General features: G+C 59.0%; 21 protein-coding genes. 13 read left to right on the top strand and 8 right to left on the bottom strand.

Translation table 11 applies throughout. From position 1 onward, the window contains the following. Together BN9444_RS10105 and BN9444_RS10100 are read left to right on the top strand one after the other, a co-directional pair. Positions 1 to 1908, top strand: a 1908-nt coding sequence (locus BN9444_RS10105) for a DNA translocase FtsK (RefSeq protein WP_233423577.1), incomplete at its 5' end; no start/stop codon positions are given. A 246-nt stretch (positions 1909 to 2154) separates the two neighbouring features. Continuing rightward, the gene (locus tag BN9444_RS10100) at positions 2155 to 3264 is read left to right on the top strand and encodes a TerC family protein (RefSeq protein ID WP_068801843.1); all 1110 of its coding nucleotides are present in this window, start codon (positions 2155 to 2157) and stop codon (positions 3262 to 3264) included. Between the two features lie 49 nt (positions 3265 to 3313). Here the strand turns inward: BN9444_RS10100 and BN9444_RS10095 are convergent, their stop codons facing one another. Beyond that, a complete protein-coding gene (locus BN9444_RS10095) occupies positions 3314 to 3610 on the bottom strand; it encodes a YciI family protein (RefSeq protein ID WP_066486632.1) in 297 nt (98 codons plus the stop codon). Between the two features lie 59 nt (positions 3611 to 3669). Between BN9444_RS10095 and pgsA the strand changes: the two genes are divergently transcribed. From pgsA to BN9444_RS10075, 4 genes are all read left to right on the top strand, one after another. Beyond that, on the top strand, positions 3670 to 4221 hold the full coding sequence (gene pgsA / locus BN9444_RS10090; protein ID WP_231725011.1) for a CDP-diacylglycerol--glycerol-3-phosphate 3-phosphatidyltransferase: 552 nt from the start codon (positions 3670 to 3672) through the stop codon (positions 4219 to 4221). Further along, positions 4214 to 4705, top strand: a complete 492-nt coding sequence (locus BN9444_RS10085) for a nicotinamide-nucleotide amidohydrolase family protein (RefSeq protein WP_066509625.1) — start codon at positions 4214 to 4216, stop codon at positions 4703 to 4705. The genes pgsA and BN9444_RS10085 overlap by 8 nt, the downstream gene beginning before the upstream one ends. Before the next feature lie 44 nt (positions 4706 to 4749). Then, positions 4750 to 5106 (top strand): helix-turn-helix domain-containing protein, encoded by a 357-nt coding sequence (locus BN9444_RS10080; RefSeq protein WP_066487173.1) that lies wholly within the window; start codon positions 4750 to 4752, stop codon positions 5104 to 5106. 311 nt (positions 5107 to 5417) lie between these two features. Further along, positions 5418 to 6278, top strand: a complete 861-nt coding sequence (locus tag BN9444_RS10075) for a PspA/IM30 family protein (protein WP_066509621.1) — start codon at positions 5418 to 5420, stop codon at positions 6276 to 6278. A 169-nt stretch (positions 6279 to 6447) separates the two neighbouring features. Here the strand turns inward: BN9444_RS10075 and BN9444_RS10070 are convergent, their stop codons facing one another. Together BN9444_RS10070 and BN9444_RS10065 are read right to left on the bottom strand one after the other, a co-directional pair. Further along, complete coding sequence (locus BN9444_RS10070) at positions 6448 to 6882, bottom strand: hypothetical protein (RefSeq protein ID WP_066486609.1); 435 nt, start codon at positions 6880 to 6882, stop codon at positions 6448 to 6450. 260 nt (positions 6883 to 7142) lie between these two features. Further along, a protein-coding gene (locus BN9444_RS10065) for an IS3 family transposase (RefSeq protein WP_141681489.1) occupies positions 7143 to 8359 on the bottom strand; the annotation gives its coding sequence in 2 pieces (ribosomal slippage) (positions 7143 to 8098 and positions 8098 to 8359; 1218 coding nt in all). A gap of 318 nt (positions 8360 to 8677) precedes the next feature. Between BN9444_RS10065 and BN9444_RS10050 the strand changes: the two genes are divergently transcribed. The 4 genes from BN9444_RS10050 (at position 8678) to BN9444_RS13665 (ending at position 12947) form a co-directional block, all read left to right on the top strand. Further along, positions 8678 to 9894, top strand: a protein-coding gene (locus tag BN9444_RS10050) for an IS3 family transposase (protein ID WP_141681489.1) whose coding sequence is annotated in 2 segments (ribosomal slippage) — positions 8678 to 8939 and positions 8939 to 9894 — 1218 coding nt in all. Because the reading frame shifts where the segments join, the coding sequence is not laid out codon by codon here. Between the two features lie 121 nt (positions 9895 to 10015). After that, positions 10016 to 10600, top strand: coding sequence for an LGFP repeat-containing protein (locus BN9444_RS14325; protein WP_141681535.1), 585 nt, complete (start codon positions 10016 to 10018; stop codon positions 10598 to 10600). 64 nt (positions 10601 to 10664) lie between these two features. Beyond that, positions 10665 to 11857, top strand: a protein-coding gene (locus tag BN9444_RS10040; protein WP_369814861.1) for an IS3 family transposase whose coding sequence is annotated in 2 segments (ribosomal slippage) — positions 10665 to 10947 and positions 10947 to 11857 — 1194 coding nt in all. Because the reading frame shifts where the segments join, the coding sequence is not laid out codon by codon here. A 73-nt stretch (positions 11858 to 11930) separates the two neighbouring features. Then, positions 11931 to 12947, top strand: a complete 1017-nt coding sequence (locus BN9444_RS13665) for an LGFP repeat-containing protein (RefSeq protein WP_077210075.1) — start codon at positions 11931 to 11933, stop codon at positions 12945 to 12947. Positions 12948 to 13856: 909 nt separating this feature from the next. Here BN9444_RS13665 and BN9444_RS10030 read toward each other — a convergent pair. From BN9444_RS10030 to BN9444_RS10020, 3 genes are read right to left on the bottom strand one after another with little or no spacing between them, the layout of a single operon-like run. Further along, positions 13857 to 14477 carry an energy-coupling factor transporter transmembrane component T family protein gene (locus BN9444_RS10030; protein WP_066486601.1) on the bottom strand — a complete coding sequence of 207 codons (621 nt, stop codon included), beginning with the start codon at positions 14475 to 14477 and terminating at the stop codon, positions 13857 to 13859. Between the two features lie 3 nt (positions 14478 to 14480). Continuing rightward, positions 14481 to 15173 carry an energy-coupling factor ABC transporter ATP-binding protein gene (locus BN9444_RS10025; RefSeq protein ID WP_066486598.1) on the bottom strand — a complete coding sequence of 231 codons (693 nt, stop codon included), beginning with the start codon at positions 15171 to 15173 and terminating at the stop codon, positions 14481 to 14483. Beyond that, on the bottom strand, positions 15166 to 15753 hold the full coding sequence (locus BN9444_RS10020; protein WP_066486596.1) for a biotin transporter BioY: 588 nt from the start codon (positions 15751 to 15753) through the stop codon (positions 15166 to 15168). The genes BN9444_RS10025 and BN9444_RS10020 overlap by 8 nt, the downstream gene beginning before the upstream one ends. Before the next feature lie 123 nt (positions 15754 to 15876). On the opposite strand from BN9444_RS10020, the gene BN9444_RS10015 reads away from it, so the two are divergent. The 3 genes from BN9444_RS10015 to recX all read left to right on the top strand — a co-directional run bounded on the left by BN9444_RS10015 (position 15877) and on the right by recX (position 18066). Continuing rightward, positions 15877 to 16092, top strand: coding sequence for a DUF3046 domain-containing protein (locus BN9444_RS10015; RefSeq protein ID WP_066486594.1), 216 nt, complete (start codon positions 15877 to 15879; stop codon positions 16090 to 16092). Positions 16093 to 16329: 237 nt separating this feature from the next. Beyond that, on the top strand, positions 16330 to 17463 hold the full coding sequence (gene recA, locus BN9444_RS10010; protein WP_066486592.1) for a recombinase RecA: 1134 nt from the start codon (positions 16330 to 16332) through the stop codon (positions 17461 to 17463). Positions 17464 to 17466: 3 nt separating this feature from the next. Continuing rightward, on the top strand, positions 17467 to 18066 hold the full coding sequence (gene recX / locus BN9444_RS10005; protein ID WP_066510057.1) for a recombination regulator RecX: 600 nt from the start codon (positions 17467 to 17469) through the stop codon (positions 18064 to 18066). Between the two features lie 45 nt (positions 18067 to 18111). Here the strand turns inward: recX and BN9444_RS10000 are convergent, their stop codons facing one another. Continuing rightward, positions 18112 to 19050 carry an amino acid ABC transporter permease gene (locus tag BN9444_RS10000; RefSeq protein ID WP_066486580.1) on the bottom strand — a complete coding sequence of 313 codons (939 nt, stop codon included), beginning with the start codon at positions 19048 to 19050 and terminating at the stop codon, positions 18112 to 18114. Further along, the gene (gluC, locus tag BN9444_RS09995; RefSeq protein ID WP_066486577.1) at positions 19050 to 19736 is read right to left on the bottom strand and encodes a glutamate ABC transporter permease GluC; all 687 of its coding nucleotides are present in this window, start codon (positions 19734 to 19736) and stop codon (positions 19050 to 19052) included. The genes BN9444_RS10000 and gluC overlap by 1 nt, the downstream gene beginning before the upstream one ends. Positions 19737 to 19794: the final 58 nt, after the last annotated feature.

Here is a 19794-nt window from a genome sequence, read left to right as displayed (position 1 = left end):
GGTGCCGTGCGCGAGGGCGCCAAGACCGCCGCGGCCGTGTCCGGTGCGGCCGCTGCTGCTGCCGATGCCACCGGGCGTATCAGCCAGGCCGTCTCCACGCCGCCGAAGGCAGCCCCGGCTGCCGAAGCCCCGGTTTCTGACACCAAGGCGTCGTCACGCGAAGCCATCCGTGAGGCCATCATCGCCCGCTCCGGCATGGACCCGGCGACCGGTCGCAACGTGGAGGCGGAAGCCGAGGCTGGAAAGGCTGCGGCTGCGGCCCCGGCGGCATCGGCAAGCCCCGCGGCGTCTGGCGCCGCCGGACAGTCGGACACGCACTACGACCTGCCGCAGACCTCGCTGCTTACCGCTGGCGCACCGACGAAGGCCCGTACGGAGGTCAACGACCGCATCATCGAGGCGATCACCGAGGTCTTTGACGAGTTCAAGGTCGACGCACAGGTCACCGGCTTCTCGCGCGGCCCTACGGTCACACGCTACGAGATTGAGCTCGGCCCGGGCGTCAAGGTCTCGAAGATTACGAACCTGCAGTCCAACCTCGCCTACGCCGTGGCGACGGAGAATGTTCGCCTGCTTACGCCGATCCCGGGCAAGTCTGCCGTGGGTATTGAGGTCCCCAACCCGGACCGTGAGATGGTGCGCCTGCGTGAGGTCCTCGACTCGGACAATATGCATGCCTCGGACGACCCGATGCTCATCGGCCTGGGCAAGGACATCGAGGGCGAGTTCATCTCCTCCTCGATTCAGAAGATGCCGCACTTGCTCGTCGCCGGTGCGACCGGTTCCGGTAAGTCCGCGTTCGTGAACTCTATGCTCGTCTCGCTGCTTACCCGCGCGACGCCGGAGCAGGTGCGCCTCATCCTCGTCGACCCGAAGATGGTGGAACTCACGCCATACGAGGGCATCCCGCACCTCATCACGCCGATCATCACGCAGCCGAAGAAGGCCGCGGCGGCCCTGCAGTGGCTCGTCGAAGAGATGGAGCAGCGCTACATGGACATGAAGTCCGCGCGCGTGCGCCACATCAAGGACTTCAACCGCAAGGTCCTCTCCGGCGAGATTCAGGCTCCGGCGGGGTCGCAGCGCGAGATGCACCCGTATCCGTTCATCGTCTGTGTCGTCGACGAGTTGGCCGACCTCATGATGACCGCCCCGAAGGAGATCGAGGAGTCCATCGTCCGCATCACGCAGAAAGCGCGTGCGGCTGGTATCCACCTCGTACTCGCCACCCAGCGTCCGTCCGTGGACGTCGTCACCGGTCTCATCAAGACCAACGTGCCGTCGCGTCTCGCGTTCGCGACGTCGTCGCTCACCGACTCTCGCGTCATTCTCGACCAGGGCGGCGCGGAGAAGCTCATCGGCATGGGCGATGGCCTGTTCATCCCGCAGGGTGGTCGCCCCGTGCGTATGCAGGGTGCCTTCGTCGCCGACGACGAAATCCAGGCTGTCGTTGACGCCGCTAAAGCACAGGGCGAACCGGACTACACGGAGGGCGTCACTGAGGACAAGCAGGCCGAATCTAAGAAGGATATCGACGAGGACATCGGAAAGGACCTCGACGACCTGCTCGAGGCCGTCGAGCTCGTCGTCACCTCGCAGCTCGGCTCGACCTCGATGCTCCAGCGCAAGCTGCGCATCGGCTTCGCCAAGGCCGGCCGCCTCATGGACCTTATGGAATCTCGCGGTATCGTCGGTCCCTCCGAGGGCTCCAAGGCCCGCGAGGTGCTCACCAAGCCTGAGGAACTCGAGACCATGCTGTGGTACTTGAAGGGCGCCGACCCGGCCGAGGCACCCAAGGAAGTCCAGGAGGAGCTTGACCTGGAGGCTGACTCCGCCGAGGAGAGCTCGGACACTGAGGGGACGACGACCGTCGAGGCGACGTACAACCCGTCCTCCGGCGCGTTCTAATCCGGCTGTGACCATAAACCCCGTGGCGCTTACGAGTGCCACGGGGTTTCGTGTAAGCTAGCCCAAGTATTGGAGGGGAGTACCCCACTCCGTCGGCGCTGATCGTCAACACGGTCAGTTGTGCGGCGCCTAGCGTCGCACGGCTCCCGGTCGCGCCGGCCCGCATCAGTTTCCGCGCCCGCGGGAGCGGGCGGGCGGGGGAGACCTCCGGTCTTTTTTGCAACGTCGACCGGAGGATACGTCTTTATGCACGTCCCGCTATGGATATGGGCGGTTACGCTCATTGTCATTCTTGGCTTCTTTATCTTTGACTTCTACTCCCACGTGCGCACCCCGCACGAGCCGACTCTCAAAGAGTCCGGCATGTGGACCTTGTTCTACGTCTGTCTCGCGCTGCTCTTCGGCGCGATGGTCTGGATTGTCTGGGACCACGAACACGGCATGCAGTACCTCACGGGTTACGTGACGGAAAAGGCGCTGAGTATCGATAACCTCTTCGTCTTCGCGCTCATCATGGGTGCCTTCAAGATTCCGCGCAAGTACCAGCAAAAGGTGCTGCTCATCGGTATTGTTCTCGCGCTGGCATTCCGCCTCGTCTTTATTTTGCTCGGAGCTGCCGTTATCGCGGCGTGGTCGGACGTGTTCTACCTGTTCGCGATCTTCCTGCTCTACACAGCCGTGAAGCTCATTATCGACGAGATTCGCGATGCCCCGGAGACCGACCCGAACGACATGTTCATCATCAAGATGCTCCGCAAGGTCATCCACGTCACCCCGCGCTACCATGGCGATAAGCTCACCCACCGCGACGAGAAGTCCGGGAAGAAGGGGCTTACCCCGCTCTTCATTGCCCTGGTAGCCATCGGAGCCATTGACGTCATGTTCGCCTTCGACTCCATCCCGGCTATCTACGGCATCACGAGCGAGGCTTACCTCGTCTTCACCACGAACGCCTTCTCGCTCATGGGCCTGCGCCAGATGTACTTCCTGCTCGACGGCCTCCTTGACCGTCTGGTCTACCTGCCCTACGGTCTCGGACTCATCCTGTTCTTCATCGGGTCCAAGCTCCTGCTCCACGCCCTCCACGATAACAACCTGCCGTTCATCAACGGCGGCGAGGACGTCCACGGTGCCCCAGAGATTTCCACCGTCGGCTCGCTCATCACGATTGTCAGTATCCTCACCATTACGGTGCTGCTGTCTATCTGGAAGAACAAGCGCGACGAGGCCCAAGGCGGCATCCGCGTCTCCCACAACCACTACGACTGGGATGACGAGGGCAACAAGATTGTCCGCGACAAGAAGGGCGACCTCATCGGCTTTGCCTCCGAGGTTCCCAAGGCACAACTGCCTTAACCCCACAACGCACTAACGCCCCGCGATGACGCGGGGCGTTTCTTTTGTCTTAGTCCTCGAAGCTATTAATCACCGGGTTCCACTCGCGCACGGCACGCGCGGTGACAATGCCTTCCGTGTGGAACGGGTCGCCGTCCATGAGCTCAATAGCCTGGGCGACGGTTGTGTTCTCGTCCTCGTACTGCGTGACGATGAGCGCGCCACCCTTCGAATCAGTAAACGGGCCGGAGCCGAGAATGTGGCCCTGTGCCTTGAGATCGTTGATGAAGTCACGGTGCTTCGGGCGGACATCGGCGAGGCGGGGGTCGTTGGGGTTGTAATCGTAGATAAAGGCGAAGTACTTCATGGCCCCAAGTGTAGGCGGTAGCCCGCGGGCGGGGAGGGGGAACGGGTAGGATAACTGGCGTGAATACCGCAAGCCCCGCTCAGAAGCCGTCGAATTGGAACCTGCCCAATCTGTTGACGAGTCTTCGCATTCTTTTTATTCCTGTCTTCGCGTGGCTCGCGCTCACTGACCACCAGTGGTGGGCGTTTATCGTCTTCGTCCTGCTCATGATCACGGACAAGCTCGACGGCGACATCGCCCGCGCCCGCAATATCGTGACGGACTTCGGCAAAATCGCCGATCCCATCGCAGACAAGGCGCTCATGACCACCGCGCTCATCTGCCTCAACATTGCCTACGGCCTGCCGTGGTGGATCACCATCGTCATTCTCGTGCGCGAGTTGGGCATTACTTTCTGGCGCATGTTCCTCCTGCGCCAGGGCAAGGTCGTGCCGGCCTCCAAGGGCGGCAAGCTCAAGACCGCGCTCCAGTCGCTTGCCGTGGGGCTGTACCTCTGCCCGCTGCCGCACTGGATGGACGTGCCCAACCTCGTGGTCATGCTGCTCGCCGTCGTCGTCACCGTCGTGACCGGCATCCAGTACCTCATCGATGGCCGGCGTGAAAATGCGTAGCGCCGATCTTCTCGCCCTCCTCGTCGCCCGCGGAGAGACCGTCGCGTTCTGCGAGTCCCTTACCGCAGGTCTTGCCGCCGCCACGCTTGCCGATGCCCCCGGTTCCTCCGCCGCCCTCCGCGGCGGCCTTGTCACCTACGCGACTGAGGTCAAGAGTCACTTCACGGGTGTGCCCGTCGCAGTACTCGAGGCCCAAGGCGTTGTGTCCGCCGCGACTGCCCGGGTCATGGCCCATGCCGCCGTGCGCGAAACCGGCGCCGACTGGGGCGTCTCGCTCACCGGCGTCGCAGGCCCCGACCTCCAAGAGGGCAAGGCACCCGGCACCGTCTACATCGGTATCTGGAACAACGCTGCGAACGACGGTCAGGAATTCGCCGCTGTGGGCCTGGGCGGGACGCGCGCCGAGATTCGCCGCGGCGCCGTGGACCAAGCCTTTGATTTCCTCGCAGAATGCCTGGCAGCAGCACCCGTGAAAGAAAATTGAGTCGAGCGGGAACAACTTTGCACCGCGGCCCGTTGTACTCAGTGATGAACACAACTACTGCACTACTTGATAAGACCGTTTCCACGTCCGTGGCTCCGGCCGAGCGCCGTCATACACCCGAGCCGCTCCTACGCGAAGCCCTTGGACTTACCCTCCGTGCCTTCCGCGCGGACAAGGGCGTGACGCTGCGCGAACTCGCAGCCATCGCCCACGTCTCGCCCGGCTACCTGTCTGAGCTCGAGCGCGGCCGTAAGGAGGTCTCCTCGGAGATGCTCGCCGCCGTCTGCCACGGCCTAGACACCACGGTGGCGGAGGTCCTCATTGAGGCCGCCGGCAACATGGTTCTGCCCTCCGTCGAGGAGGAGCTGGCCAACACCGCTCCCGCCGCCTCCGAGGCCTAAACTCGGACACAGAGCACCCGCCTCCGCGCGGGTGCTTGTGCGTATCTGGACCTACCTGGCCCTCCGAGGATGGTCATTCACCCTGCTCGCGGATTCACGCCAAGAGGCGCATCCTGCATGAATGGCTATCCTCCGAGGGTCGTCTCGTGCGCGTCGAGCCAGAACCTGTGTGTTTCCCGGCAATGAGGTGGCGAATCGATGACAAATGCCTACCCCGTAGGGGAGAATGGCGGCGCCCGGCCGAACGCTTGACTAGGATGGTGGCCGGATTAGAAACGAAATTCTTTAGGAGAAAGGGCCACACAGAAGCTATGGCTAACCCGTTTGTGAAGGCATGGAAGTACCTCATGGCACTCTTTGATTCCAAGATCGAGGAGAACGCGGATCCCAAGGTACAGATTGAGCAGGCCATCTCCGAGGCCCAGCGCCAGCACCAGGAGCTCTCCCAGCAGGCTGCTGCCGTCATCGGTAACCAGCGCCAGCTGGAGATGCAGCTCAACCGCCGCCTGGGCGACATTGAGAAGCTGCAGGCGAACACCCGCCAGGCCATTCAACTCGCCGACAAGGAGCGCGCGAACGGCAACGAGGCCAAGGCCATCGAGTACGAGAACGCTGCCGAGGCTTTTGCCGCGCAGCTCGTCACCGCCGAGCAGTCCGTGGAGGACACGAAGAAGCTCCACGACCAGGCTTTGCAGCAGGCTGCCGCGGCTCGCCAGGCTGTCGAGCGCAACGCCACCGTGCTGCGCGAGAAGGTCCAGGAGCGCTCCAAGCTGCTCTCCCAGCTCGAGCAGGCCAAGATGCAGGAGAAGGTCTCCGAGTCCCTGCAGTCCATGAACGAGCTCACCAATACCAACACGCCGTCGCTCGACGCTGTGCGTGACAAGATCGAGCGTCGTTACGCCAACGCGCTGGGCCAGGCTGAGCTCGCGGAGAACACCGTCGACGCCCGCATGCGCGAGGTCCAGCAGTCGGGCATCCAGATGGCGGGCCACTCCCGTCTCGAGCAAATCCGCGCCGAGATGAACGCCCCGAAGTCCGTCGAGGGCACCAAGGCAGACGCCATCGAGGCACCGTCTACCGCCTCCTCGGCTGCCGATGCCGCCGCACAGCCCAACACGGCCTCCGACGACGCCGTCCAGGCTCGCCTCCGCGAGCTCCGCGGCGAGCAGTAACCTAAGATAGCTCGGGCCCCGGCATCAGTAGGATGCCGGGGCTTCGTTGCGCCTAGCGACGGCAGTTTAGAACAACGAAGGGTCCGGAACCGCGCGGTTCCGGACCCCTCATTGTCCTAAAATCTGTCCCTAAATCCTGGCGTGCGCCGTCGCCACCGATGGCGGTCCATTAGGACGACCGAGCGTGGGACGCCATCCATTCCTTCATGGATGAGAATGGTCCGCGGTAATAGGCCTGGTTCGAGAAGTCGTAGGAACCGAATTCAATTGTGCCGTCGGGAAGGCGGTGATGCACCGCGTAGGAAAACCCGTCATAGTGTTCCACCGGGAACCAGTACTGTAAGTCGAGGCCAAAGCCCTGGCACAAGTCACCGAAGGCTCCGTAGCCAGTATCGATGTAGTACATCTCCCGCGGATCGTAGTGAGGCGAAACTAGTACGAAACCCGGTGCCCTGAAGTCGCCGTATTGGGTGAAAAATTCTCGATATTCGTTGGGTACCGACTCCGGTAGTGACGTTGTGGCCGCTGTGATATACCTTTCGCGCTCGGCGTAGGAGATGAGTCGGTGGTCGCGATCGTTCTTAAAAGTATCGGGGTCAATCATGCCGTTCGTCGCTTCCTATATAGTGGCTACGACATCCCACCCCGACATCGACGAAGAATCCACAAATCTGATCACCAGAATCCTCAAAGCCTAAGCCAAAACTCGCGGACTAGGAAAAATTTGTTATGTCCATGAGGTTTTGGACTAGGACAAATTGTGCAAGTCTGGTTGAAGTAGGGATCGAGGATGAGCTCGGGGTACTGGTTCGAGTTCCTGGGGTTGCCCGCAAATCGTGGACACGTAGTGGAGCTACCTAGTGGTTAGGCAGCTATTTCTTTTCTGCTGTTGATTGAGCCGGTGTGGTTCTCGAAGTCGACGGGGCTGACCATTCCGAGTGCAGAGTGCCGGCGCCGGCGGTTGTAGACGACTTCCATCCAGTAGGCAACGGCCTTGCGTGCAGCATCACGGGTAGGCCATCGCTTACGGTCGTAGAATTCAGTCTTTAGCGTCGACCAGAACGACTCGGCCATCGCGTTATCGAAGCACACGCCAGTGCGCCCCACAGACTGAGCGATGCCCAGGTTGCGGCACACTTCCCAGAGCTTCTCACTGGTAAATTGCGTTCCACGGTCAGCGTGAAACACCAGCCCATCAGGAACGTCACCGCGTAGCGTATGCGCCATCCGCAGGGCCCGTTCAACCAGGTGTGTGTCTTGAACGCTATCCATTGCCCAGCCCAGTACCCTGCGGGAATGACCATCGCGGACCGCGCACAAATACAGCCAGCCCTCACCGGTGCGAAGGTAGGTAATATCCGACATCCACACCCGGTTGAGCTGACCAGTATCAAACATGCGCTTGACCAGGTCAGGAAGAGTTGACTTACGCTTGGATTGAATGGTTGTCACCGGGACAAAGGCACGCGGTGAAATCCCTTCAATGCCCATCATGCGCATCCGCTTCGCCACAGTCTTACGGTTAAGTGAAATGTAGTAGCGCTCGGCGAGCTCTGCGGTGATCCGCGGAGCACCATAAACCTCATCGGAGTCTTTCCAAATCTGATGAATCTTTCGGTCAACATCATCGTAAAATGCTGACCGATCATCCTTTCCGGATAGTCGTTTCTGCTGCGCATGGGCCCATTTGTAGTATCCAGACCGAGACACTTTTAATAGCCGTGCCATGCGTTTGATGCTGTAGTTTGCCTTCTCCTGCTGCATTAGTTCGAACTTTTCTGCTCGCGTTGCTTCGCGGCGAAGAAGGCTGTCGCTTTTGACAAAAACTCATTATCCATCTTGGCTTCTGCCAACTCACGGCGCAGACGAGCATTCTCAGCACGAAGATCAGCCTCACTCATCCCATCTGAGGATCCTCGGCGTTCACGCTCGAGTTTGACCCACCGGCCTAAAAGCCCGGCGGAAACACCGATTTCCTTAGCCACATGAGCGATCGGTCGCTCTGACTCGATTACCAGGTTTGCGGCTTCACGCCGGTACTCCGGCGTGTATTTCTTGCGCTGTTGACTCACAATGAACATCCTCTCTTACGGACACAAGATCCGTACAAATAGGGTGTCCACTAAACGAGGGTAACCTCATTCCCGGCTGAATGGGGTGTAGTCGGCCTTGATCTAGTTGAAGCCCTAGGGGCAGGTGATGAGTTTCGCGGAGTGAGGGGCTGGGCTGAAGTGGTGGAACTTTTAGTTGTTGTTTCCAACACGATGTCAAGTGCGAGCAATTACAATAATCTGAAAATAGTAACTACATCACATAAAGCTGAGGAGGCGAAATGGTGATGAGGTTACCCTCGTTTAGTGGACACCCTATTTGTACGGATCTTGTGTCCGTAAGAGAGGATGTTCATTGTGAGTCAACAGCGCAAGAAATACACGCCGGAGTACCGGCGTGAAGCCGCAAACCTGGTAATCGAGTCAGAGCGACCGATCGCTCATGTGGCTAAGGAAATCGGTGTTTCCGCCGGGCTTTTAGGCCGGTGGGTCAAACTCGAGCGTGAACGCCGAGGATCCTCAGATGGGATGAGTGAGGCTGATCTTCGTGCTGAGAATGCTCGTCTGCGCCGTGAGTTGGCAGAAGCCAAGATGGATAATGAGTTTTTGTCAAAAGCGACAGCCTTCTTCGCCGCGAAGCAACGCGAGCAGAAAAGTTCGAACTAATGCAGCAGGAGAAGGCAAACTACAGCATCAAACGCATGGCACGGCTATTAAAAGTGTCTCGGTCTGGATACTACAAATGGGCCCATGCGCAGCAGAAACGACTATCCGGAAAGGATGATCGGTCAGCATTTTACGATGATGTTGACCGAAAGATTCATCAGATTTGGAAAGACTCCGATGAGGTTTATGGTGCTCCGCGGATCACCGCAGAGCTCGCCGAGCGCTACTACATTTCACTTAACCGTAAGACTGTGGCGAAGCGGATGCGCATGATGGGCATTGAAGGGATTTCACCGCGTGCCTTTGTCCCGGTGACAACCATTCAATCCAAGCGTAAGTCAACTCTTCCTGACCTGGTCAAGCGCATGTTTGATACTGGTCAGCTCAACCGGGTGTGGATGTCGGATATTACCTACCTTCGCACCGGTGAGGGCTGGCTGTATTTGTGCGCGGTCCGCGATGGTCATTCCCGCAGGGTACTGGGCTGGGCAATGGATAGCGTTCAAGACACACACCTGGTTGAACGGGCCCTGCGGATGGCGCATACGCTACGCGGTGACGTTCCTGATGGGCTGGTGTTTCACGCTGACCGTGGAACGCAATTTACCAGTGAGAAGCTCTGGGAAGTGTGCCGCAACCTGGGCATCGCTCAGTCTGTGGGGCGCACTGGCGTGTGCTTCGATAACGCGATGGCCGAGTCGTTCTGGTCGACGCTAAAGACTGAATTCTACGACCGTAAGCGATGGCCTACCCGTGATGCTGCACGCAAGGCCGTTGCCTACTGGATGGAAGTCGTCTACAACCGCCGGCGCCGGCACTCTGCACTCGGAATGGTCAGCCCCGTCGACTTCGAGAACCACACCGGCTCAATCAACAGCAGAAAAGAAATAGCTGCCTAACCACTAGGTAGCTCCACTACGTGTCCACGATTTGCGGGCAACCCCAGTGACACAAGGCTCGCACAAGGGCCTGGTTGGTCGAAGTAGGTGGAAAACGAGCATTTTCGGTACTGTAATTCTGTTGGCGTTGCAAGCATTACCTGCGCTAGCTGCGGACAGCTCGAATTTCGATTTTCCAGTTAGACCGGCTATGGAATCGCAGCCAATTTCTGAGGAGACTTCAGGGCTTCGTGTTGTTGCACCTGAAGACCGGGAGGATTACGAGAAGGAGTTTTATTTTCCTGAGGATGAGCCTGTTACTGTCGATGGCCAGAAGGGCCAGACACAGCAGGATCTTGAGCAAACTCGCGAGTTACTCGAAAGGGTAGTTGAAGATAGCCAACCGCAGAGTGAATTGGTTCAAGGTAGCATGTGGTCGGATCGTTATGGGGTGCCGCTTGATGTTGATCGGCAACGTGCGGATTATGCTGAGGTGACCGTTGCAGAGGAAAGTTCTCAGGTCGATAGCTTGGCGCGGGCAGCATATCGATGTGAGTCCTTTTGGCCAACGGGTATTGAAGTGTGCGGTGCAACTCTCGATCAATATGAGCGTCTAGGAGGTCTGACGAGTTGGCTTCTTTACCCAACGGAGGTGAAGAAACAAAACCCTGACGGGCGAGGTTTCCGTCAGCAGTTTGTTAATGGGTGGATTTACTGGTGGACCTGACCCCTGTTTGGTGGACACCTGATATCCAGCCCGGTTGGGTTGGGAAGAAAGGTAATCTACCACCATGCCTAGGTACTCCGAACAGTTCAAACGTGATGCTGTGGCCCTCTATGAAAACAATGAGGACCTTTCACTTCACGCGGCTTCAGCAGAGCTTGGAGTCAATCGTTCCTCGCTTTTCTCCTGGCTTCAGCAATACGGCACCGGCAAACGTGCCCGCACGAAGGCCATGCGCGACAACGCCAAGGAGACGACTGATTCCGAGCGAATCCGCCAGCTAGAAAAAGAGAACGCGAAGCTGCGCGAAGAACGCGATATTCTGCGCAAGGCCGCGAAATATTTTGCCGAAGAGACACGCTGGTGATCCGCTTCCAGTTTGTCTATGACCACCGAACCGAGTATTCGGTCAAGCGGATGTGCCATGTGTTAAAGCTCAATCGCTCCTCGTTTTATAAATGGGTCAACACCCGCGAAAATCGCAGGTTAAAGATGTATTCCGATGCCCTTATTGGTGCAAGAATCAAGGCCATCTTCGATGATGAGAACGGGCTTTATGGTGCTAAACGCATCGCTGCAAGCCTCAACGACGATACGGACTTCGGCCCGATCAACCATAAGAAGGTCGCACGCATCATGAAATCCATGGGGCTAAAAGGCTTTAGCAAACGGCGTCGATGCATCACCACTAGGCGTAAGCCTGGTCACCGTGTCATGCCAGATTTAGTAGGCCGTACATTCACCGCTGACGAGCCGAACCGTGTGTATGTCGGCGACATTACCTACCTGCCGTGTAAGGGCGGTAAGAACATGTACCTTGCCACGGTCATTGACACCTATTCACGAAAACTTGCAGGTTATGCACTCGCAGACCACATGCGTGTCTCACTGGTCATCGAGGCTTTGTCCCATGCCAGCACAGTCCGCGGAAGCCTTGACGGGGCTATTTTCCATTCTGATCATGGAAGTGTGTACACCTCACAGGCGTTTAGGGACCACTGCGCCCAACTTGGTGTGCGCCAATCCATGGGCGCGGTGGGAACTAGTGCCGATAATGCCCTGGCAGAGTCATTTAACGCCACCTTAAAACGTGAAGTGCTACGTGATCGGAAAGTCTTTGATAATCCCATTATCTGCCGGCAGGAAGTCTTCCGATGGTGCATGCGCTACAACACACGCAGACGACACTCCTGGTGCAACCTTCTAGCCCCCGATGACTTCGAAGCACTCACATCAGCTACACTGACCCAAGCAGCATAGCTAACCCCCGACGTGTCTACTTTCCAGGGGTCAGGCCCGGTCGCCGGAGCATGGTGCGCATGCGGTGTCTCGAATGACTGCCGCAGTGTGGGCGCGCAATGGCTGGGAAGCGGGATGGCTTGGTTATCCGACCAGTGGCGAAAACCCAGTCAACGGTGCGACCGCTCTCGACGGTGAGGTTTCAGGTTGGATGCAGCAATTTGAAGGCGGCAGGATTTATCGAAGTCCGGCACTTCAAGGCTTCCAAGTGGCGAGCATCAATGGCTTAATTTTAGACAAGTGGTTGGCTGAAGGTGGAACAAACTCGACGCTCGGCTTTCCTGTGGCAGATGAGGCGATGACGCCAGATCGGGTTGGGCGATTTTCGCGATTTCAAGGCGGATCCATTTATTGGCATCCACGGTTTGGTGCGCACTCCGTGGAGGGGGAAATACTTAAGAAATGGGGTGCAGCTGGATTTGAAGTGGGTGAGTATGGTTACCCCATTGCTGATGCCGTGGTTGAAGAGGGAACTCTGCAAGCAACGCAGCAGTTTGAGAATGGAATTATTCGAGGCAAGGTCTTTGATGGCTCTGACGGATATGTGACTCCTTACATCTATTTTCCATCTCCTGCTGACGCGGAAGAGTATTTCCGGAGCATCGAAAACAGCATTTTGCAGAACGGATACGGGAGTGTTCCGGCGGTTGCCGAGCGAGCCGCAATTACCAAAGAATATGGCCCGTGCGTGCTTGAACCGCAGTATATTCATCGACGCACAAAAAGCGGTGCCACGGGTGAAGACAAGATAGTCGGATTTAAGGCTTATACTAAGTGTTCCAAACGGGTAACGAGAATCGACCATTCGCTAAGTCTGCATGCCCATCAATGGTTTCCGTTGCCAATGGGATCATTTGTCAAATTAGCGGAGTTTGAAAATCATAGCTTAAGTGAGGCGAGCTTAAAGTCTGAGGCCCTTGCATATAAATGCGACGGGGACAAGAAGACAATCTTCGGTGGTTCGGTTGCTGGAACTATCGATGTAAGTGGAAAGAAGTACTATGCACGTGCCTATCCACCAAATACACGATTGGAGTGTGGAATAAAATGAGTCCAATGTACCCACCTAACGTTTTGCCCGATTGCCAACGTTACTATAGGTGGTGGTGGCGTCAATCCGAGGAACTGTGGGCAGTCCATGCAATGGACGACTATCCCGAAATGGAAGAGCTAACTAGTGGGTTGGACTACAAGTTTCTCTCGTGTGAATGTGTCACAATCGACTATAGGAAAAGTCTCCACGGCACATACGGGATCACCCGTCCACTTGAGACCGGTGAAGAGTTTTTGATCGCTGTGAGTTTTCACGGAGAGCCGCATGAATCAGAATTCAATGCAATTGGTGAGCACGCAGTGTCTCACCGTGCTCATTGTGAACGGTGGACGGCTGGTCTGAACGAAGAATATCCCGACGATGATTATCGGATCGTTCAGCTACAAATGGGATGGATTCGTGAGGATGTATTAGCGATGCTGCCGCGGATGCCTAGCTGGTATCCGCTACCGGAGCCGAGTTGGGGCCCGGATCCAAGCCAACGCCCTGCCCCCTACCGCCCAGAGTCACCGCGAAAAAGGAGCTAGTTCAAACAGTTGCCGACGTGAGACCTTCTGACCTCGAAAGTACGGCCTATCATTGATGAAGTCCGTTTGCACAACCAAGGCTTCATTGAGCTGGTCATAACTGTAGAACTCCTGGTCATCCAAGTATTCCGCGCACCAGGTCTGCGCAATGTCGACAGCTCTTTCCACGTTTGCCTTTTACCGCGGGCTGTAGCTTTTAGCCGCAGTAATACCCATCTGATAGAAGTCCGCCAGCTTGCGTACCCTGCGACAGGAATACGCCCACGCAACCCCACGCCGCCGGGCGTAGTGCGATCAGCCGATAGCAGTGTGGAACAACGAAGGACCCAGATGCGCGCGGTTCTGGGTCCTTCCTTGTTCTGAAATCCAGGCTGGCGTCCTAGTCGCCGACTCCGCGGGCCTGGAGCGCTTCGCCCATCGCGCGGGCGCGGCGGATGGACCGGATAATGACCGGCGTGCCGAAAGCCAGCGGACTAAAGCCGGCGCCGCGGGCCTTGCGGGCATCGAGGACCTCGTAGACTGTCTCGAACATGAGCGGGATGAGCCGGATGGTGAGCGACATGGCGAGGCTGATGGTTTCCACCGGTAACCCGAAGCGGGCGAGTGGGCGCAGGGAGTCCTCGAGGGACTCCATGATGGCGTCCACCGTGGAGGTGAGCGTGAGGAGGAATGCGGCCATCATCGCGGCGAAGATGGTGAGGAACATGACCACGGCGTACTCGAAGTCGCGAGCCCACCACTGGAAGGCGGCGAGTGGAACGAGGATAAACAGCGGCGGCCACATCTGGCTCCACGCAATCTTCGGCGGAACCTTTGCGATGACAAAGGCGAGCGCCGGGAGTAAGACGGAGGCCGCGGCGAGCGGTATCGTGCGGCAGAAGATGCTCGTCACCAGGATGAAGACGATCAGAATGAGGATCTTCCAGCTCGGCTTCATCCGGTGAATGAACGTGTCGCCTGGAACGTAGACGGACAGCGGGATATTCGTGCGGCGTTTCATGTTTTAGAGGGGACGGGTGGCCATGAGGTCACGGTAGAAAGAGATGACCTCATCGGGCGTGCCGTCGGCGGCCACGTGGTGGTCGTCGATGCATATGACGCGGTCGAAGTCCGAAAGGAACTCGAGATCGTGGGTAACGACGATGAGCTGTTGCTCAAGCTTGGCAAACTCGCGCTTGATGCGGTCACGGTTGCGCAAATCGAGTAGCGTCGTGGGCTCGTCCGCGATGATGAGGACTGGGTCGATGACGAGTACGGCGGCCAGCGCTAGCAACTGCTTTTGTCCACCGGAGAGGGTGTGCGGCGATTGTTCGGCGCGGTCGGCGAGACCAAAGCGGTCAAGGGCGGCATCGGCACGCTGGTTGCGCTCGGCCTTGGGGAGCTTGAAGCGGCGCAGGGAGAAGGCGACGTCGTCGCGCACCTGCGGCATGACAATTTGGTTCTCGGCGTCAGAGAAGACGAAGCCGACCTTCTGGCGGATCTCTTTGCCGTGCTCGGCGACGTCGAGGCCGTCGACGGTGACGGTGCCAGTGGTGGGCTCTCCCAGGCCGTTGATAAGACGCGTGAGCGTAGACTTGCCGCCGCCGTTCTCACCGATGATGCCGATGCGCTGTTCGGTAAGCGTGAGGTTGATGTCGTCGAGGATGAGCGTCTCGTCATAGGACACGCCCACCCCGCGGAATTCGACCTTAGGCAACGGCGGCCTTCTTCGAAGCGGTCTTCTTGTGGCCCATAAGATCCGGGAACGCGGCGTGGACAGCGAGCGCGATGAGGATGGCGACGACGAGCTTGCCGGAGTCCGGCGCGATGAAGGGCAGTTGGGCCGCGAAGGCTGCCGATGCCTCCATGCCCGAGCGCACCATGAGGCCCAGAGCGCCGCAGGTGTACTGCACCGCAAGGCCGACGAATGCTGCGATGGCGAGCATGACGGTCATGCCGCCCTTGTTGCGCGGGGAACGGTAGGCGATGAGGCCAGCGATGGCGGGGGAGATGACGTAGCCGATGATGTAGCCGGCCGTGGGGCCCGCGAGTGCGCGCAGGGTGGTGCCGCCGCCTGCGAGGACAGGAAGAGCGAGACCGAGGAAGAGGAAGAGGAGACCGACGTACATGCCGCGACGGCCGCCAAGCACCAAGCCGGCGAGGATGAGCGCGGCGTTCTGGAGGACGATCGGAACGCCAGCCGTGCCGATAGGGATGGAGACGAAAGCGAGGACAATGACAAGTGCGGTAAAGACGGCCACGTAGGCAAGATCTGTGGCGAGAGAGTTCTTCTTCATAGCGAGAAACTGTAGCACCGCGGATGGAAAACCCAGTAAAAGAGGGATTTTGAACAGCGTTCATGCAGGGCATTGGGGGACGGCGTCCATGACGGGCCAAGGGGGCGCGGTACACTGGCCGCCATGCGTTTGACCGAATACCACCAATTGATCGTCGACGAATTTGGTGAATCCGAGGGAAAGTGGATTTCGCACTCCCACGTGCTGGCGAAGCTCGGCGGCACGGCGGACGAACTCATCGAACGTGGCGTCGATCCGCGCGACGTCTGGCGCGAGTTGTGTGAGGATTTTGAAGTCCCTGAAGAACGACGCCTGGGCGTGGACTACAACAGTAAGTAGGAGAGTTCCCGAACACGCGCCGAAAATTCGAACATCGAACATTCGTGCGTGTAGTATGAGGGGCATGTTCCGGCGGGACGTAGAGTTCTGTGCATACCGCGGGACGCAGGATGAAAGAAAATACTTGCACCGCGCGTGGAACCCACATGGGTGGGCGCGCAGTCTAACTCGGTAAGCGGGGTTAGCGCCCCGTAAGATACATAGACGCTCAATAGACTTATTAAAGGACGACACACTATGGCTGCAAAGACCAAGAAGAGCACCACGGTCAGCGCCGCGGAGGATCGCCAGAAGGCGCTCGACTCCGCCATGGCGATGATCGAGAAGGACTTTGGCAAGGGCGCCGTCATGCGCCTGGGCGACGATAATCGCCCGCCTATTCGGGCTATTTCCTCCGGCAATACCGCCATCGACGTGGCGCTGGGCATCGGCGGCTTCCCGCGCGGCCGCATCGTCGAGATTTACGGCCCTGAGTCTTCCGGTAAGACCACCGTGGCCCTCCACGCGATTGCCTCGGCGCAGAAGGACGGCGGCATCGCCGCGTTCATCGACGCCGAGCACGCGCTGGATCCGGAATATGCACGCCTCGTGGGCGTGGATACGGATAACCTGCTCGTGTCCCAGCCGGATACCGGTGAACAGGCCCTGGAGATTGCGGACATGCTCGTGCGCTCCGGCGCCATTGACATCATCGTCATCGACTCCGTCGCCGCACTGACGCCGAAGGCGGAAATTGAAGGCGAGATGGGCGATAGCCACGTCGGCTTGCAAGCCCGCCTCATGTCGCAGGCACTGCGCAAGATGACCGGTGCGCTCTACAACTCGGGTACGACCGCCATCTTCATTAACCAGTTGCGTGAGAAGATCGGCGTCATGTTCGGCTCGCCGGAGACCACCACCGGTGGTAAGGCGCTCAAGTTCTACGCGTCCGTGCGTTGCGATATTCGCCGCATTCAGACGCTCAAGGACGGTCAGGACGCCATCGGTAACCGCACCAAGATCAAGATCGTGAAGAACAAGGTCTCGCCGCCGTTCAAGATTGCGGAGTTCGACATCATCTATGGCGAGGGCATCTCCCGTGAGTCCTCGATCATCGACATGGGTGTCGAGCATGGCTTCATTAAGAAGTCGGGCTCCTGGTTTACCTACGAGGGCGACCAGCTGGGCCAGGGCAAGGAAAAGGCACGCCATTTCCTCAAGGACAACCCGGACCTGGCGGATGAGATCGAGAAGAAGATCTTCACCAAGCTGGGTATCGGTACCGCTGCCGCCACGGATGAAGAGGTCCACATGGACGTCCCGGGTGCGGATGACGGTCTCTCGGACGAGGCTGTGGACTTGGTGCCAACCGTCGACTTCGACGACGAGTAAGCCGTGTCAGAACCCGCTCCCGAGAAGCTCGAAAAGCTACGCCAAGCACTAGAAGCCTATGAATCTGGTGCCGCCGGGGGCGGGCTTTTTGATGTCCAGGAAGAAGAAGCTAAAGCCAAGGTGCGCTCGCGCGCGCTCCTGTTGCTCGATCAGCGTGCGCGTTCGCGGTCGGAGCTGCATGACCGTCTGGTGCGGGCCGAGTTTGACCCGGAGGTCATCGAGTCGGTCCTCGACGATCTTGCGAACGTGGGCCTGCTCGATGACGCGGCATTCGCGCGCGAATGGGTGCGCCAACGCCATGCGCGCCGCGGCAAGTCGGCGTGGGTGCTCGACCGCGAGCTGCAGCGTAAGGGGGTAGCGCAAGTAGACCGCGCGGAGGCGCTCGAGCAGGTGACGCAAGAGTCCGAACAGTCAATCATGGAAGATCTTGCTGCTAAAAAGGCTCGTTCGGTGAAGACCATCCCGGAAGACCGTGCGGAGCGCGACAAGGTACTGCGGCGCATCGTGGGCGTGCTTGCCCGCCGCGGCTTTAACGAGGGCGCGTCGTTGCGCGTGGCGAAGGCGGCTCTCGAGGCGCGCTGCGCGGAGCTGGAAAACGAGTAAACCCCCAGCTGGTTGCTGGGGGTTCGGCGTGCCCATGTGAGGTGGTTATTCCGCGGGGTTGCGGATTTCCTTGTAGCCGGGTGCGTGCCAATCGGCGTTGACCTCGTCCTTGGTGTCGAGGCCCTGCGAGTGATGGTGCGGCACGTTGGCCACGATGTTCTTGCGGGCGCGGCCGGCGCGCAGCTGACGCTCGATGCGTTGGGCCAGCACTGTGAGTCCCCAGTTGATGAGGATCATGATGATGGCGACGACGATCAGCGAAGCCAGGTAGTTCTTGTTGAAGGACGCGGATTGGATACCGGAGCGGACAACTTCGACATAGCCGATCTGGTAGCCGAGCGCGGAGTCCTTGAGGGCGATGACCATCTGCGAGATGAGCGCAGGCAGCATCGCCGCGACGGCCTGGGGGAGCAACACCTTGAACATGGTTTGCTGGTGGCTCAGTCCCAGCGCCTTAGCTGCCTCGGTTTGGCCCTTGGGCAGCGAGCGGATGCCGGAGCGCAGAATCTCGGCGACGACGGAGCCGTTGTAGAGCGTGAGCGCGAAGACAACGGCGCCGAAGGCGAGGTGCTTGGACGGCACGAGGTCGTAAACCGCGAAGAGCTGGTAGGCGAAAATCATGAGCAGCAGCACGGGGATGGCGCGGAAGAACTCCACGACAATGCCGCACACCCAGCGGACGGGGCGGTGCTCGCTCAGGCGTCCTAGACCGAAGACCACGCCAAAGACGATGGCCAACAGAATGGAGGCGACGGCGGAGAAGATCGTGCCCTTGAGACCCGGGAGCAGATACGTCGTCCATGTCTGCGAATTGAGGAACGGCGTCCACAGCTCAGGGCTGAGCTGGTTGCGCTCGTTCAGCTTCATGAACACCCACGCGAGGACCGCGGTGGCGACGATGACGGTGATGACTGTATAGATGACGTTGTTGCGCTGGCCCTTAGGGCCGGGGGCATCGTAAAGCACTGTGGCGCGTACGGACATTATTTCTTCACCGCCAATTTCTCAGAGAGCTTGCCCAGGCCAAGGCCCATGGGCAGCGTAAGGATGATGAAGCCTGCTGCGAAGATGAGGAAGATGACAAAGAGCTGGCTGGCGTGGAACTCAATGGTCGACTTCATGAGCAGCGAGGCCTCGGCGACGCCGATGACGGACGCGATGGTCGTGTTCTTCGTCAACGCGATGAGCGTATTGCCCAGCGGCACGATGGCCGCGCGAACGGCCTGCGGGAAGACGATGGTGCTAAACGTCTGGCTAAAGGACAGGCCGAGCGAGCGGGCGGCCTCCGCCTGGCCGAAGTCTACGGTGTTGATACCGGAGCGCAACGACTCAGCGACGAATGCGGAGGTGTAGAGGATAAAGCCCACGATGGCCAGGCGCACGTTGTTGTCGATGAGGAATGTCGCCGACTCGCGGCTGGCGAGCGTGACACCGAGGGTCTGGTACAGACCGAAGGAACAGAACAGCACGACCAGAGTGAGCGGCGTATTGCGCACGATCGTGATGTACGTCGTAGCCAGGAAGCGCAGAATGCCGACGGGGGAGACGCGCATCGCGGTCAGGATGGTGCCAAGGATCATGGAACCCAACGCCGACCACAGCGTGAGTTTGATAGTGAGCCAAAACGCGGGCCAGAGTTCTGGACCCAGCTGGCTCCACATGGAGCTCATGTTTTCTCCTCGTTCATTGGGGATGGGAGGGGCCGGGCTTGTCAAGCCCGGCCTAAGG

The sequence above is a fragment of the Corynebacterium phoceense genome, assembly GCF_900092335.1.
GTDB classification, from domain to species: Bacteria; Actinomycetota; Actinomycetes; order Mycobacteriales; family Mycobacteriaceae; genus Corynebacterium; species Corynebacterium phoceense.
This window is presented reverse-complemented; position numbering and strand designations above follow the sequence as displayed.

What these genes read in the sequence shown, in the direction of transcription:
- BN9444_RS10100 (WP_068801843.1), top strand. Translation starts at nt 2,155, where the DNA reads ATGCACGTCCCGCTATGGATATGGGCGGTTACGCTCATTGTCATTCTT.
- BN9444_RS10095 (WP_066486632.1), bottom strand. Translation starts at nt 3,610, where the DNA reads ATGAAGTACTTCGCCTTTATCTACGATTACAACCCCAACGACCCCCGC.
- BN9444_RS10085 (WP_066509625.1), top strand. Translation starts at nt 4,214, where the DNA reads ATGCGTAGCGCCGATCTTCTCGCCCTCCTCGTCGCCCGCGGAGAGACC.
- BN9444_RS10080 (WP_066487173.1), top strand. Translation starts at nt 4,750, where the DNA reads ATGAACACAACTACTGCACTACTTGATAAGACCGTTTCCACGTCCGTG.
- BN9444_RS10075 (WP_066509621.1), top strand. Translation starts at nt 5,418, where the DNA reads ATGGCTAACCCGTTTGTGAAGGCATGGAAGTACCTCATGGCACTCTTT.
- BN9444_RS10070 (WP_066486609.1), bottom strand. Translation starts at nt 6,882, where the DNA reads ATGATTGACCCCGATACTTTTAAGAACGATCGCGACCACCGACTCATC.
- BN9444_RS13665 (WP_077210075.1), top strand. Translation starts at nt 11,931, where the DNA reads ATGACTGCCGCAGTGTGGGCGCGCAATGGCTGGGAAGCGGGATGGCTT.
- BN9444_RS10030 (WP_066486601.1), bottom strand. Translation starts at nt 14,477, where the DNA reads ATGAAACGCCGCACGAATATCCCGCTGTCCGTCTACGTTCCAGGCGAC.
- BN9444_RS10020 (WP_066486596.1), bottom strand. Translation starts at nt 15,753, where the DNA reads ATGAAGAAGAACTCTCTCGCCACAGATCTTGCCTACGTGGCCGTCTTT.
- BN9444_RS10015 (WP_066486594.1), top strand. Translation starts at nt 15,877, where the DNA reads ATGCGTTTGACCGAATACCACCAATTGATCGTCGACGAATTTGGTGAA.
- recA (WP_066486592.1), top strand. Translation starts at nt 16,330, where the DNA reads ATGGCTGCAAAGACCAAGAAGAGCACCACGGTCAGCGCCGCGGAGGAT.
- BN9444_RS10000 (WP_066486580.1), bottom strand. Translation starts at nt 19,050, where the DNA reads ATGTCCGTACGCGCCACAGTGCTTTACGATGCCCCCGGCCCTAAGGGC.
- gluC (WP_066486577.1), bottom strand. Translation starts at nt 19,736, where the DNA reads ATGAGCTCCATGTGGAGCCAGCTGGGTCCAGAACTCTGGCCCGCGTTT.